At 70.2% G+C, this 14025-nt stretch carries 9 protein-coding genes and 1 pseudogene; 6 read left to right on the forward strand and 4 right to left on the reverse strand.

Going from position 1 to position 14025, the window contains the following annotated elements; genetic code table 11:
• Position 1 precedes the first annotated feature (1 nt).
• From LNW71_RS01745 to LNW71_RS01755, 3 genes are all read right to left on the reverse strand, one after another.
• Positions 2-868: a carbohydrate ABC transporter permease gene (locus LNW71_RS01745; protein ID WP_250971856.1), complete on the reverse strand. Its 867-nt coding sequence runs from the start codon at positions 866-868 to the stop codon at positions 2-4.
• A 74-nt stretch (positions 869-942) separates the two neighbouring features.
• On the reverse strand, positions 943-1923 hold the full coding sequence (locus LNW71_RS01750) for a carbohydrate ABC transporter permease (protein WP_250966592.1): 981 nt from the start codon (positions 1921-1923) through the stop codon (positions 943-945).
• Positions 1924-1960: 37 nt separating this feature from the next.
• Positions 1961-3364: an ABC transporter substrate-binding protein gene (locus tag LNW71_RS01755; protein ID WP_250966593.1), complete on the reverse strand. Its 1404-nt coding sequence runs from the start codon at positions 3362-3364 to the stop codon at positions 1961-1963.
• Between the two features lie 138 nt (positions 3365-3502).
• Between LNW71_RS01755 and LNW71_RS01760 the strand changes: the two genes are divergently transcribed.
• The 4 genes from LNW71_RS01760 to LNW71_RS01775 all read left to right on the forward strand — a co-directional run bounded on the left by LNW71_RS01760 (position 3503) and on the right by LNW71_RS01775 (position 8798).
• Positions 3503-4549, forward strand: a complete 1047-nt coding sequence (locus LNW71_RS01760; protein WP_250966594.1) for a zinc-binding alcohol dehydrogenase — start codon at positions 3503-3505, stop codon at positions 4547-4549.
• A 96-nt stretch (positions 4550-4645) separates the two neighbouring features.
• Entirely contained in the window at positions 4646-5446 is an 801-nt protein-coding gene (locus LNW71_RS01765; RefSeq protein ID WP_250966595.1) for a sugar phosphate isomerase/epimerase family protein, read from the forward strand.
• Positions 5443-6834, forward strand: a complete 1392-nt coding sequence (locus LNW71_RS01770; RefSeq protein WP_250966596.1) for a trehalase family glycosidase — start codon at positions 5443-5445, stop codon at positions 6832-6834. Before LNW71_RS01765 ends, LNW71_RS01770 begins: the two co-directional genes overlap by 4 nt.
• Positions 6831-8798 carry a glycogen debranching N-terminal domain-containing protein gene (locus tag LNW71_RS01775; protein ID WP_250966597.1) on the forward strand — a complete coding sequence of 656 codons (1968 nt, stop codon included), beginning with the start codon at positions 6831-6833 and terminating at the stop codon, positions 8796-8798. The genes LNW71_RS01770 and LNW71_RS01775 overlap by 4 nt, the downstream gene beginning before the upstream one ends.
• A gap of 67 nt (positions 8799-8865) precedes the next feature.
• On the opposite strand, the gene LNW71_RS01780 is transcribed toward LNW71_RS01775, so the two are convergent.
• Positions 8866-10704: a glycoside hydrolase family 15 protein gene (locus tag LNW71_RS01780; protein ID WP_250966598.1), complete on the reverse strand. Its 1839-nt coding sequence runs from the start codon at positions 10702-10704 to the stop codon at positions 8866-8868.
• A gap of 344 nt (positions 10705-11048) precedes the next feature.
• On the opposite strand from LNW71_RS01780, the gene LNW71_RS01785 reads away from it, so the two are divergent.
• Positions 11049-12329, forward strand: a complete 1281-nt coding sequence (locus LNW71_RS01785; RefSeq protein WP_250966599.1) for a glutamate decarboxylase — start codon at positions 11049-11051, stop codon at positions 12327-12329.
• Between the two features lie 491 nt (positions 12330-12820).
• Positions 12821-13866, forward strand: a pseudogene (locus tag LNW71_RS01790) (S8 family serine peptidase); the annotation flags it as partial.
• Positions 13867-14025: the final 159 nt, after the last annotated feature.

Genomic DNA, 14025 nt, shown 5'->3' on the forward strand with positions numbered 1-14025 from the left:
CTCAGCCCTTGTCAGCGCCGCTGGTCAGTCCTTCGGTCAGGAGCCGCTCGGCGGCGAAGAACAGCAGTACCACGGGGATGGTGAGGACCACCGACCCGGCCATCAGTACGGTCTTGGACACCTCGATGCCGTTGGCCAGCTGCTGGAGCCCCAGGGAGACGGTCCACTTGTCCGGATCGGCCGCCAGGAAGAGCAGCGCGAACAGGAATTCGTTCCAGGCGATCATGAAGACGTAGAGCCCGGTGGCCATGAGGGTCGGCAGCGCGAGCGGCAGGATGATCCTGCGTACGGTCTGGAGGCGGGAGGCACCGTCGATCGCGGCGGCTTCCTCGATGCTGAAGGGGATGGTCACGAAGTAGTTCTTCAGCATGTAGATCGAGACCGGCACCGTCTGGGCGATGTAGACGACGGCCAGTCCCACCAGGCTGCCGGAGAGGCCCATCTTCGCGAACATCACGAAGAGCGGCACCGCCAGCAGGGTGGCCGGGAAGAGGTAGACGGCCAGGAAGAGCGCGCTGACGTGCCGGTTGCCGAAGAACTTCAGCCGGCTGACGGCGTAGGCGCCGGGAACGGCGGCGGCGAGGGTCAGCAGGACCGTGGCCACGGCGACGAGCGCCGAGTTGAGCAGCATGCCGAGGAAGCCCTGGCCGCCCTCGGAGGTCGGTTTCAGGACGCTCTCGTACGTGGCGAGGGTGAAGTCCTTGGCGGAGACCCAGAGGTTGCCGGGGTCCAGGAGGAGTGCGTCGATGGGCTTCACCGACAGCATCAGCATGTAGTAGAAGGGCACGATCGTGATGGCCGCGAGGAACGCGATCACGATCCAGCGGAGCACTCCGAAGAACCGTTCCTCGAACTGGGCGCGGGTCAGGGTCCGGCGGGGGCGTGCGGGCGGAGCGGTCCGGGCGGGCTCGGTCGTCCGCTCGCGGGTCATCGACGGGGCGGTCATGCCGACTCCTCCTGAACCTTCTTGCCGAAGAACTTGAAGTAGATGCCCAGCAGCGCCATGAGGACGACGGCGAGCACCAGGGCCTGTGCCGACGCCGCTCCGACGTCGAAGCGGGAGGTGAGGAAGTCGTAGACGCGGACGGCTACTACGTCCGTGCCCGATCCACCGCCGGTGAGCAGATAGATGTCGTCGAATTTGTTGAACGTCATGATGAACCGCAGCACGGACAGCAGGGCGATGACGGGCATCATCTGCGGCAGCAGGATGTGCCGGAAACGCTGGGAGATGGTGGCTCCGTCGACCTCGGCCGCCTCCTCCAGGCTGCCCGGGACGGCCTGGAGACGGGCGAGCATGAAGAGGAACGCGAACGGGAAGTAGCGCCAGGTCTCGAAGGCGATGACGGTGAGCAGCGCCAGGGGGATGTCGAAGTGGATCCCGAGCACGCCGACTTCGTAGGACCGGGTGGACAGGAAGGCGATCGGGTCGTCCCAGCCGAAGAGCTTGTGGCCCCACTCGTTGACGATCCCGTACTGCGGGCTGAGCGCGACCTCCCAGACGAACGAGACCGCCACGACGGGCGCGACGTACGGCAGGAGCATCGCGGCCCGCAGGACGCCGCGGCCGCGGAAGGGCCTGCGCAGCGCGAGGGCGGCGATCAGTCCGAGGATCACGGAGCCCGCGGTGGCGCCGATCGTGTAGAGCAGCGTGGTGCCGAGGCTGCTCCAGAATCCGGGCGAGCCGAAGACCTGCGCGAAGTTGTCCAGGGTCCAGCGGCCGAAGAGGCCGTTCTCCTGGATGTCGACGAGCTTGGCGTTCTGGAAGGCGAGCAGGACGGTCCACAGGATCGGCAGGATCACCACGACCAGGACGACCAGGAAGGTGGGGGTCACGAAGGCGAGGCCCGCGCGGTTCTCCCGCCTGCTGGCGGTCTGTGGCCGGCTGCGGCGCTTCGTCGCACCGCTCTGGTTTGTGCTCATGGGATCGGTTACCTCGGTGAGGGATCGGCCGGTGCGGCTACTGGAGGGACTTCTGGAGGGCGGCCACTTCGTCGTTGGCCTCCTTGGCGGCCTCGTCCGGGGAGAGCTGTCCGCTCGTCATCGCCCCGATGGCCTTGGCGACGGGCAGTTCGCCGTTGGTGGCGCCGACGAGGGCGCCCTGCCCCTGGGTAAGGCCCCATCGCTTCATGTCGCTCACGCCCCTGACGAGCTGGTCCAGGAGCGCGGACGGGTAGGCCTTCTGGAGCGATTCGCGGTGGTCGACGCCCATGACGCCGGCGCGCCAGGCCCGCTGGAAGGAGCCGGGGGCCTGCGGGGTACCGGTGCGGACCGGGATCTTGCCCTCGGGGGCCATGCCGAACCAGTCCTCGTAGCCCTTGCCCATCATGTACTCGATGAACTTCTGGGACGCCCCGGTCTCGGCGGTGCGCGTGACGGCCCAGGAGGTGATCTCGCCGAACTGGGCGGGTTCCTTGCCGTCGGGGCCCTGCAGGGAGGTGACGACTCCCGTGTTGCGGGCGAGGAATTTCGGGTCGTTCTTGCACTCCGGGCAGCTGGGCAGCGCGTCGGAGCGCAGTCCGGCCAGCTCGTCGAGGAGGAAGGAGGACCAGACCATCATCGAGGACCTGCCCGAGAAGTAGGTGGCCCGGGTGGTGTCCACGCTCTGGGTGCCCGGGGCCCCGTGCTTCCGTGCCAGGTCGTCGTACGCGGCGAAGGCCGCGCGGCAGGCCGGGGAGTCGAGGGCCGGCTCGCCCGCGTCGTCGACCAGCTGACAGTCGTTGGCCAGGGCGAGGTCCTCGAAGCTCTGCTGGGTGAAGACGTCCGAGGGGTCGGTGGCGAGCGAGATACCGTCCCGGCCGCCCTTGTCCAGCGCGGCCGCGGCCTTCCGGGCGCTCCGGTAGCTGTCCGGCGCCGGCAGCCCGGCCTTCGCGAACAGGTCCTTGCGGTAGACGAGGAGCTGGAGCCAGGCGTCGGAGGGCACGGCGAGCCGGGCTCCCCCGTCCTGGGTCAGGGACAACGCGTTCGCGTTGAAGGTGCCGGGGTGCAGATCCTTCACGATCTTGTCGGCGACCTCGGTGTTGAGCAGGCCGTTGCCGTACATCTGCCAGACCTGTCCCATCGGGACGGCGCCGATGACGTCCGGGAGCTTGCCGGCCGCCGCGGCGGACATGATCAGCTGCGGGAGCTGTGCCTCGTCCACGCCGACCAGGTCGACCTTGACACCGGTCTCCCGCTCGAACCGGCCGATGACCTTCTCGGTCGCCGCCACGCGTGGCGGCAGGTTCTCCTGCGACCACACCGTGATCCGGTTGTCGGGCTTCTGCTCGCCACCGGAGCTGCCGCAGCCCGCGAGCAGGCCTGCGGCCAGGGTCGCGGCGAGCCCGAACAGGGTCGCCCTCGACCGGCGGGTCCTCATCACCATGCCTCTTCCTCACGCCACTTACGCACTTTCGGTATGCATCACAGCATCACTTTTGCTTGTTGACAAGACATAACTCTGAGATATCTTCGACTTAAGTAAGCGAGCAACGCTCTTCTCCCACCACTTCCGGAGCTTCCCGTGGAACGCGTCGTCCAGTTCGTCGGCCCCCGTCAGGTCGAAGTAGCCGAGCACGAGAGCGCCCCGCTGCCGGCCGGCCATCTGCGGGTCCGCACCCGCTACTCGGGCATCTCGGCGGGCACCGAACTCACCGCCTACCGCGGTACGAACCCGTACCTGACCCGCACCTGGGACGCCGAGGCCCGGATCTTCCGGGACGGCGCCCCCGGCATCGAATATCCGGTGGCGGGCTGGGGCTACTCCGAGGTCGGCGAGGTCACCGAGGTCTCCCCCGAACTCGTCGGCACACCGGGGATGCCGGTCACCGGCGATCTCGTGTGGGGCATCTGGGGCCACCGCAGCGAGGGCATCGTGCCCGCCGAGCGGATGGTGGGCCACACCCTGCCCACCGGTCTTGAGCCGCTGGCCGGCGCCTTCGCCCGGGTCGGCGCCATCGCGTACAACGCGGTCCTGGCAGCGGACATCCACCTCGGCGAGGACGTCGCCGTCTTCGGCCAGGGCGTGATCGGCCTGCTCACCACGCGGCTGGCCCAGCTCAACGGCGCCCGGGTCACCGCGGTGGACGCGCTCGACGTACGCCTGGCCACCGCCCGCGAGTACGGCGCGCGGCACACGCTCAACGCCCGCACCGGCACCGTCGCGGAGACCATCCGCGAGGCCACCGGCGGCAGCGGTGCGGACGTGGCCATCGAGATCAGCGGCGTGTACCCCGCGCTCCACGAGGCGCTGCGCTCGGTCACCGTGGGCGGCCGGGTCGTCGCGTCGGGCTTCTACCAGGGCGACGGGGCGGGCCTGCGGCTGGGCGACGAGTTCCACCACAACCGGGTCCAGCTCATCTGCTCGCAGATCGGCGGCGTGCCCCCGCAGCTCGCCGGACGGTGGACCGTCGAACGCCTCCAGCAGACCTTCCTGTCCCTGGTCGCCGAGGGCCTGGTCGATGTGAAGTCCCTGGTCAGCCATGTGGTGCCGGTGGCGGACGCCGCCGATGCCTATGTGCTGCTGGACGAGCGGCCCGCCGACGCGCTCCAGGTCGTCCTGGAGTTCTGACGCCCCCCGGGGCCGCCGCCCCGCGTATCCCGATCCACGCCGTCACCAGCCCGACGGCACCACCGCGCGCTGCCCGGCAGCGCCGAAAGGCCCCCCATGCTGAAGACCGCCTGCCAGGAACAGCTGCTCCCCGGCGACACCCTCCAGAAGAAATGGGCGTTCGCCCAGGACGCCGGCTACGACGCCATCGAACTGCGCTCCGCAGGCGACTTCCGGTTCCGTGACCGGCTGCCCGAGCTGAAGCAGGCCCGCGCCGACGGTGTCGTCATGCCGACCGTGTGCATCGACATGCTGCACTTCTTCGCGGCGTTCGACGAGGGGCTGCGCCGGGACGCGCTGGAGCAGATGAAGTCGCAGCTGAGCGTGGCGGCGGAGATCGGCGCGCTCGGTGTGCAGACCCCCGCCTCGTACGGGATGTTCTCCCGGCGGCTGCCCCCCTTCGAGCCGCCGCGCACCGAGGAGCAGGACCGCGAGGTGCTGCTCGCCGGACTCACCGAGCTGGGCGAGCACGCCCGGCAGGAGGGCGTCACCCTCTACCTGGAACCGCTCAACCGGTACGAGGACCACATGGTGAACCGGCTGGACCAGGCCGTCGACCTGATCCGCGCGGTGGGTCTGGACTCCGTCCGCATCGGCATCGACAGCTATCACATGAACATCGAGGAGACCGACCCTTCCGCCTCGATCCTCGCCGCGGCCCCCTACATCGGCCATGCCCAGGTCAGCGACTCCAACCGGTTCCAGCCGGGCGCCGGTCACCTGGACTGGCCGGCCTGGCTCGGCGCGCTGCACAGCATCGGCTACGACGGCTACCTCGCCGCCGAGTGCCGGCTGACCGGCGACCCCGTCGCGGCCGTCCGCTCCATCCCCGCCTTCCTGCGGAGGTCCGGCGCATGACCTCGCTGCTCGAAACCCCCGTGCCCGCCGCCGCCGATGCCCTGACGCTCCGGCGCGGCGCGGCACGGGTCCTGCTCGCGAACTGGACGGGTGGCTCGACGGTCCCCTCCCGCGGCCTGTACCCGCACCAGTGGAGCTGGGACTCGGCGTTCATCGCCATCGGCCTGCGCCACCTCTCGGTGCGGCGCGCCCAGCGCGAGCTGGAGACGCTGCTCGGCGCCCAGTGGTCCGACGGGCGCGTCCCGCACATCGTGTTCAGCCCGGCGGTCCCCCTGGACGCCTACTTCCCCAGCCCGGACTTCTGGCGCTCCTCCCGCGCGGGTGCGGCGGCCGGCGCCCCGGCGGGCACCGAGACCTCCGGGATCGTGCAGCCTCCGGTGCACGCGCTCGCCGCCTGGCTGGTGCACTGCGCCGACCCCGAGGCCTCGCGCCGCCGCGGCTTCCTGCCCCGGGTGTACGGCCGCCTCGCCGCCTGGCACGACTACCTCACCGGCCCGCGCGACCTGGGCGGCGGCGGCCTCGCCGCGATGGTGCACCCGTGGGAACCGGGGATGGACAACAGCCCGTGCTGGGACGGTCCGCTGGACCGCGTCGACCCGGCCGCACCCGGTTCCTACCGGCGCGCCGACCTCGATCACGGGCAACCGGCCGAGCGCCCCACCGACCTGGACTACGGGCGCTACGTCCGCCTCGCCGCCGACTACCGCGACAGCGGGTACGCGGACTCCGGCGCCGGCCATGCCTTCGCCGTCGAGGACCCGTGCGTCAACGCCCTGCTCATCGTCTCCGAGCACGCGCTCGCCAGGATCGCCGCCGAGACGGGTGGTGACCCCGCACCGCACGAGGAGCGGGCGGCACGCCTGACCGCGGCGCTGGTGGAGCGGCTGTGGTCGCCCGCGGAGGGCATGTTCCTCAGCCGCGACCTGGTCGGCGGTCACCTCATCGCCGAACGCAGCGTCGCCGGGATCATCCCCCTCATCGTTCCCGGGCTCCCCCGGGAGATCGTGGACGCGCTGGTCGCCACGACCGCGGGTGACGCCTTCCGGCTCGGCAGCATCCCGATGGCGCCCTCGTACGACGTCACGGGCCATGCCTTCGACCCTTCCCGCTACTGGCGCGGACCGGCCTGGTTCAACACCAACTGGCTGCTGGAGCGCGGCCTGCGGCAGTACGGGCGGACGGCCGCGGCGGACCGGCTGCGGGCCTCGATGCTGGCGGCCGCGCAGGCCAGCGACTTCGCCGAGTACGTGGACCCGTTCACCGCGCAGGCCCGGGGCACCCGCGACTTCGGGTGGACGGCGGCCCTCACCCTCGACCTGCTGGCCGCCTGCCGGTCCGAGGAGGAGCCCGCTCGCACGGGCACCCCGGCGAACGGGGTGGGGGCATGAACGGCACAGCGGGCACGATCACGCTGGTCCGTGACGGCACCTTCGTCGTCGTCGGTGCCGACGGCGGCATCACCGGCAGCCACGGCACCTCGCCCGACGGACTGTTCCTGCGCGACGCGCGCCATCTGAGCCTGTGGTCCCTGACCGTCGACGGCGCGGCACCGGGCGTGCTCGTGCCGTCGGCGGGCGAGGACCTCGCGCGCTGCGTGCTGACCCCGCCGGGCACGCGCGACGAGCCCCCCGCCTACACCGTCTTCCGCGAGCAGGCGCTCGGTCCCGGGGGATTCACGGAGCGGCTCCTGCTGGTCAGCAACCGTGCGGAGGCCACCACCGCACGCGTCGGCCTGAGCGTGGACTCGGACTTCGCCGACCAGTTCGAACTGCGCTCCGACGGACGGCGGTACGACAAGGACGGTGCCTCTCGCACCGCCCTCCTGCGGCGCGACGGAGTGGACTTCGCCTACGCGCGCGGTGACTGGCTCTCCCGTACGACGGTGTCGGCGGCGCCGCCCCCGTCGGCGGCCGGACCGGTCGAGGGCCAGGAGACCGCCCACCGGCTGGAGTGGCAGCTGGCACTGCCCGCGCACGGTACGGCGGAACTCCTGCTGACCGTCGCGGCGCGGCCGCACGGCGCACCCGCCGGTCCGGCACCCGCTGACGAGCCCTCGCAGGCCGCCGCGGACCGCGCTGCCCGCATCGCGGGCTTCGTCGGCGACGTTCCCCTGACCGTGCCGGCGGACGCGCCTGCGGGACTCGCAGCGGCGTGCGCCCGCGGGCTGAGCGACCTCGCCGCGCTGCGGGTGCCCGCCGTCGGTCCGGACGGGGAGGATCTGACGGTCCCCGGCGCCGGTGTGCCGTGGTTCCTCACGCTGTTCGGCCGCGACTCCCTGCTCACCTCCCTCTTCGCGCTCCCCTACCGGCCCGAGCTCGCGGCGGGCACGCTCGGCGCGCTGGCGGCGACGCAGGGCCGGGAGTACGACGCGTACCGCGGTGAGCAGCCGGGCCGTGTCGTCCACGAGATCCGGCACGGCGAGCTGGCCCACTTCCGCCAGGTCCCGTACGGCCGTTACTACGGGTCGGTGGACGCGACCCCGCTGTTCCTGGTGCTCCTGGACAGCTACACCCGGACCACCGGCGACACCGCCCTGGCCGCACGGCTGGAACCGCAGGCCCGTGCGGCGGTGGCGTGGATGTTCCGGGACGGCGGCCTGGACGACGGCGGATACCTGGTCTACACGCCCGACGCCGAGGGGCTGGTCAACCAGAACTGGAAGGACTCCGCCGGAGCGATCTGCTTCCTCGACGGCACTCAGGCCGAGGGCCCGATCGCGGTGGCCGAGGCCCAGGGTTACGCGTACGACGCGCTGGTGCGGACCGCGCGGCTGGCCCGCACGGTCTGGGGCGACGACGGCTGGGCCGACGAACTGGCCGCGGCCGCGGCCGCGCTGCGGGAGCGCTTCCTGCGGGACTTCTGGATGCCGGGACCCGGCTTTCCCGCGCTCGCGCTGGACGGCCGGGGGCGGCAGGTCGACTCCCTGGCCTCCGACGCAGGACACCTGCTGTGGTCGGGGATCCTCGACCGGGCCCACGCCCACCTGGTGGGGCGGCGGCTGCTGGAGCCCGACTTCTTCTCCGGCTGGGCCATCCGCACCCTGGCCGCCGGGCAGCCCGGCTATCACCCGCTCTCGTACCACCGCGGCAGTTGCTGGCCGCACGACAACGCCGTGACGGTGCTGGGCCTGGCCCGCTGCGGGCTGACTGACGAGGCCCGTACGGTCGCGCGCGGCCTGCTGGACGCGGCGGCGCACCACGGGGACCGGCTGCCGGAGGTGATGGCGGGCTACGGCCGCGCCGACCACCCGCGCCCGGTGCCCTACCCCCACTCCTGTTCCCCGCAGGCCTGGGCGGCTGCGACGCCACTTGCCCTCCTCACGGCGCTGGGGCAGGGGCCGCCGGCCGGCTGAGGGAGACCGGCAGCTGTCCGCAACCGGGGCTGGTTGCGGACAGCTGCCCATTGGCGGCGCAACCTCCCTAAGGGCTGCCCGCATTGAGCTTCGCGTCCAAGGTGATCGCCGCGTCGATCAGGGCCAAGTGCGTGAAGGCCTGCGGGAAGTTGCCCAGCTGGCGCCCCGTCAGGCCGATCTCCTCGGAGTACAGGCCCAGGTGGTTGGCGTAGGTGAGCATCTTCTCCAGTACCAGCCTGGCCTGGTCGACGCGTCCGGCCCGCGCCAGGGCGTCGACGTACATGAACGTACACAGCGAGAAGGTTCCCTCGGAGCCCCGCAACCCGTCGGGTGAGGCCTCGGGGTTGTAGCGGTAGACCAGGCTGTCGCTGACCAGCTCGTGCTCCATCGCGTCCAGGGTGGACTTCCACATCGGGTCGTCGGGCGTGATGAAGCCGACCGTCGGCATCCGCAGCAGCGACGAGTCGAGCACGTCGTCGCCGTAATGCTGCACGAAGGCCTGCCTCTTCGGGTCCCAGCCCCGGCTGAGCACCTGCGCGTAGATCTCGTCGCGCGCGTCCACCCAGCGGCCGCGGGCGGCGGGGCGGCCGTCGTCGTAGGCGATCCGAATGGCGCGGTCGAAGGCGACCCAGGACATCACGCGGCCGTAGGTGAAGTCCTTGCGGCCGCCGCGGGTCTCCCAGAGCCCTTCTCCCGGCTGGTCCCAGTGGTCGACCAGCCAGTCGAGCAGCGTGTGCAGCGCGGTCCAGCCCCGGTGGTCGAGGTGCATGCCGTGCTGGTGCGCGAAGTAGATACTGTCGAGCGCCTCACCGTAGATGTCCAGTTGGCGCTGGGTCGCCGCTCCGTTGCCGATGCGGACCGGGGCGGAGCCGCAGTACCCCTCCCAGTGCTCCAGGGTCTCCTCGACCATGTCGGACGAGCCGTCGACGCGGTACATGATGTTCAGCGGCCCGGCCCCGTCCCCCTGGCCGGCCTTTTCCTTCACGCGATCGTGCAACCAGCTGTTGAACGCCGCCGCCTCCTCCTTGAAACCCATGCCCAGCAGGGCGTACACCGAGAAGGACGCGTCACGGATCCAGGTGAACCGGTAGTCCCAGTTGCGCTCTCCTCCCAGCTGCTCCGGCAGAGCCGTGGTGGGAGCGGCGACCAGGGCGCCGGTCGGCGCGTAGGTCATGAGCTTCAGGGTCACGGCTGAACGCTCGACCGCCTCCCGCCAACGGCCCGTGTAGGTCGACTGGTTGATCCACGAGCGCCAGAACTGGACCGTCCCGTCGAAAAGCTGCTCGAACTCCGCCCCGCCGACTTCGTGCGGCGGTCCGCCGGGGGCCGACTCCATGACCAGGCCGCGCTGTTGTCCCGCTTGCAGATCCAGGGTGAAGCGCAGGTCGTTGTCGCCCGAGAGGATGTTCAGCAGCCGCTCGTCCTGCGGCTCACGGACGGCGTGGACCGCGAGGTTCAGGTCCTGCGAGGTGAACAGCGCCCCGTGCTCCGTGATGTGCAGCTCGTGCGGCTGGCGTCCGTAGTCGAAGCGCGGGGCGATCTCCCCTTCGAAGGTCATGCTGCCGCGGACACAGCGCAGCATCCGCACCAACCGGTGCCGGTCGGTCGCCGTCGTACCGGTCACCGGCATGAAGTCGACCACCTCACCGGCTCCGGCCTCGGTCATGAACCGCGTCACGAGCACGGCGGTGTCCGGGTGGTAGAGCTGCTTGGTGGTGTAGCTGTCCGCGGCCGGTCTGACGGTGAAGTGCCCGCCCCGCTGTCGGTCGAGCAGCGCGCCGAAGACGCTGGGGGAATCGAAGCGCGGACAGCAGAACCAGTCGATCGTCGCGTCGGTGGAGACGAGAGCCGCAGTCTGCAGATCACCGATCAGACCATGGTTCTCGATCAGGGGGTATTCATCCATCTTGACTCCCCTTTCGACCCCGATTGCCAAGCCTAGGCCAATGAAGACGTCCCGTCCTGACATAGCAGTAACTCCTGGTAGCGGCAGTGACCACTTCCGCTACCGGCCTTTACTCTCGGCCTCTGCCACCCTGGCGCACTTCCTCCTGGCAAAAATTCTCCAAATAGCTTTGATATGCGGCCACGTGCGCGATCGTGGCCTCGCTGCGCACCTCGGCGTGTCCCTACCGGAGGCGAGCGCCGGAACTGTTTGAATCGCCGCATGACTATGCGCGACGACGCGGCCCTCTTCGGTAATCGGTTTCTGACCGCACCCGCCCCTCGGACACCTTCCCCGAGAACGGAATGGCCGCGACGGACGCGATGAGGCTCGTGGATGTGGATCTCGCCATGGAGGGTGACCCACAACGCAACCTCGCCACATTTGTCACCACCTGGATGGAGCCGGAGGCGCAACGGCTCATCGCCGAGAACCTCCACCGCAATTTCATCGACCACGCCGAGTACCCCATTTCCGCCGAGATCGAGCAGCGTTGCGTGCGCATGCTCGCCGACCTCTTCCACGCCCCCGGCAAGACGACCGGATGCCGGACCCAGGGCTCCTCCGAGGCGATCATGCTCGGGGCCCTGTCGCTGAAGTGGAAGTGGCGCGAGCGCCGCGAGGCGGCCAATCTCCCGGCCGACCGCCCCAACCTGGTCTTCGGCGGGGACGTGCACGTCGTGTGGGAGAAGTTCTGCCGCTACTTCGACGTCGAGCCGCGGATCATGCCGCTCGCCGAGGGCAAGTACACGATCGGCCCGGAGGATGTGGAGCCCCACGTCGACGAGAACACGATCGGCGTCGTCGCCGTCCTCGGCACCACTTTCACCGGCCACAAGGACGATGTCGTCGGTATCGACAAACTCCTGCGCGAGATCCGCAAGGAGCGGGACCTCGACATTCCGATCCACGTCGACGGCGCCAGCGGCGCGTTCGTGTGGCCCTTCCTGTACCCGGACTCGAAATGGGACTTCCAGCTCGAGCAGGTCCGTTCGATCAATGTCTCGGGACACAAGTACGGCCTGGTGTATCCCGGAATCGGTTGGTTGATCTTCCGCGAGGAGGCCGACCTGGCCGAGAAGCTCGTGTTCTACGAGAACTATCTGGGCAAGACGGACTCGACGTTCACCCTGAACTTCTCCACCGGCGCGTCCATGGTGCTCGCGCAGTATTACAACTTCGTGCGGCTCGGCCGCCAGGGCTACACCTATGTCATGAAGTTGATGCAGGAGAACGCCCACGCGTTGGCGGACAACCTGCGCGACAGCGGCCGCTTCGAGGTGATCGGCAGCGACCTTGAGCAGTTGCCTCTGGTTGCTTTCCGCCTCTCCGGAAAGCATTCCTACGACGAGTCGGACGTCGCCTGGCAACTCGCGGCCGAGCGCGGCTGGATGGTGCCGGCGTACACCCTCCCGCCCAACGCGGAGCGGGTGAAGATCATGCGTGCCCTGGTGAAGGAGACCCTGAGCCGCGAGCAGATCGATCGTCTGGGCCAGGACATCGCCGACGCGTGTCGCACTCTGGACGACAAGGGCGCCGCCCACCGGATCGAGCGGGCCCAGGTCAAGCGCGGTACCGGCTACTGACGCCCTGCGGCAGAGCCGTTCGGGCCCTTTGCGGTTGGCGAGTCCTTGCCATGGCGTGGACTTGCCGTCGCCAGGCCTTCACCTCAGGTGTTCGCGGCCGATAGACCCATGGCATGTTCTCCCTCTCTCAGTCTTCCGCCTCCCGGCGCAGACGCTGGCAGTTGATCTCGACTGCCACCGTGGTGCCGCTGCTGGCGTCCGGGCTCGCAGTTCTGCACGCGCCCGCACAGGCCGCTCCGAGCAAGCCCACCGTTCCCGCCAAGCCCTCGGCGACCCACAAGGTCACCCTGGTCACCGGCGACGTCGTCACCGTCACCACGACGGCAGACGGCAAACAGATCGCAGACGTCGACCGGCCGGACAGCGCGGTCGGCGGTGTGAAGATCCAGGAGATCAAGGGCGACCTGTTCGTCACCCCGGACGAGGCTGCGCCGCTGCTGGGCAAAGGTGTGCTGGACAGGCGGCTGTTCAACGTCACGGACCTGATCGAGATGGGCTACGACGACGCGAAGTCGGCCACGGTGCCGCTGATCGCGGCATACGCCCAGCCGAAGTCCCGCTCGGCCGCCGAGCCGTCGGCCCCCCGTGGCAGCAAGCTGACCCGCAGGCTCAAGGGCATCGGCGGTGCCGCGCTCAGCACCGAGAAGCGGCAGGCCCGCACCTTCTGGAGCAGCGTCGCGCCGCAAGGCAGCGCGAAGTTGGGCGCGGGTGTCACGAAACTGTGGCTCGACGGTCGCGTGAAGGCCAACCTCAAGGAGAGCGTGCCGCTGATCGGCGCGCCCGAGGCCTGGGCGGCCGGATACACCGGCAAGGGCGTCAAGGTCGCGGTGCTCGACACCGGCATCGACGTCAACCACCCCGACTTCGCCGGCCTGATCGACGGCACGACCAGCTTCGTGCCGGGTGAGGCCGTCACCGACGTCAACGGGCACGGCACGCATGTGGCCAGCACGATCGTCGGATCGGGCGCAGCGTCCGGCGGCGACTACAAGGGCGTCGCCCCGGCGCCGACCTGTTCGTCGGCAAGGTACTCGGCGGCGCGGAGGGATACGGCCAGGACTCGTGGGTCATGGCCGGCATGCAGTGGGCGGCTGAATCGGGTGCGGACGTCGTCAACATGAGCCTCGGCGACTCCTACCCGACGGACGGCAGCGACCCGATGTCGCAGACGGTCGACGCGCTGTCCGAGCAGTACGGCACCCTGTTCGTCATCGCCGCCGGCAACGCGGGCCCGGAGAGCATCTCCGCCCCGGGCGCGGCCGCCTCGGCACTGACCGTGGCCGCCACGGACAAGCAGGACCGGCTCGCGTCCTTCTCCAGCACCGGCCCGCTGGCCTACTCCGGCGGCATGAAGCCGGACATCGCGGCGCCCGGCGTGGACATCACCGCGGCCCGCTCGCAGGAGATGACCGACGGCGGCGAGGGCCTCTACCGCACCCTCAGCGGCACCTCGATGGCCACTCCGCACGTGGTCGGCGCGGCGGCGATCCTGGCCCAGCAGCACCCTGACTGGACCGGCAAGCAGCTCAAGGAACACCTGATGAGCACGGCGAACGGCCTGGACAACGGGTACTCGCCGTACGAGGTCGGCACCGGCCGTGTCGACGTGGCCGCCGCCGTGCGCACCTCGGTCCGCGCCACCGGATCGCTCTTCTTCGGCAACTACACGTGGCCGCACGAGCCGAGTGACGTCGCC

The sequence above is a fragment of the Streptomyces sp. RKAG290 genome (assembly GCF_023701695.1).
In the GTDB taxonomy this organism is placed as follows: Bacteria; Actinomycetota; Actinomycetes; order Streptomycetales; family Streptomycetaceae; genus Streptomyces.

Coding starts and splice junctions, on each gene's coding strand:
- LNW71_RS01755 (WP_250966593.1), bottom strand. CDS start 3,364: ATGGTGATGAGGACCCGCCGGTCGAGGGCGACCCTGTTCGGGCTCGCC.
- LNW71_RS01785 (WP_250966599.1), top strand. CDS start 11,049: ATGGCCGCGACGGACGCGATGAGGCTCGTGGATGTGGATCTCGCCATG.
- LNW71_RS01770 (WP_250966596.1), top strand. CDS start 5,443: ATGACCTCGCTGCTCGAAACCCCCGTGCCCGCCGCCGCCGATGCCCTG.
- LNW71_RS01750 (WP_250966592.1), bottom strand. CDS start 1,923: ATGAGCACAAACCAGAGCGGTGCGACGAAGCGCCGCAGCCGGCCACAG.
- LNW71_RS01780 (WP_250966598.1), bottom strand. CDS start 10,704: ATGGATGAATACCCCCTGATCGAGAACCATGGTCTGATCGGTGATCTG.
- LNW71_RS01775 (WP_250966597.1), top strand. CDS start 6,831: ATGAACGGCACAGCGGGCACGATCACGCTGGTCCGTGACGGCACCTTC.
- LNW71_RS01765 (WP_250966595.1), top strand. CDS start 4,646: ATGCTGAAGACCGCCTGCCAGGAACAGCTGCTCCCCGGCGACACCCTC.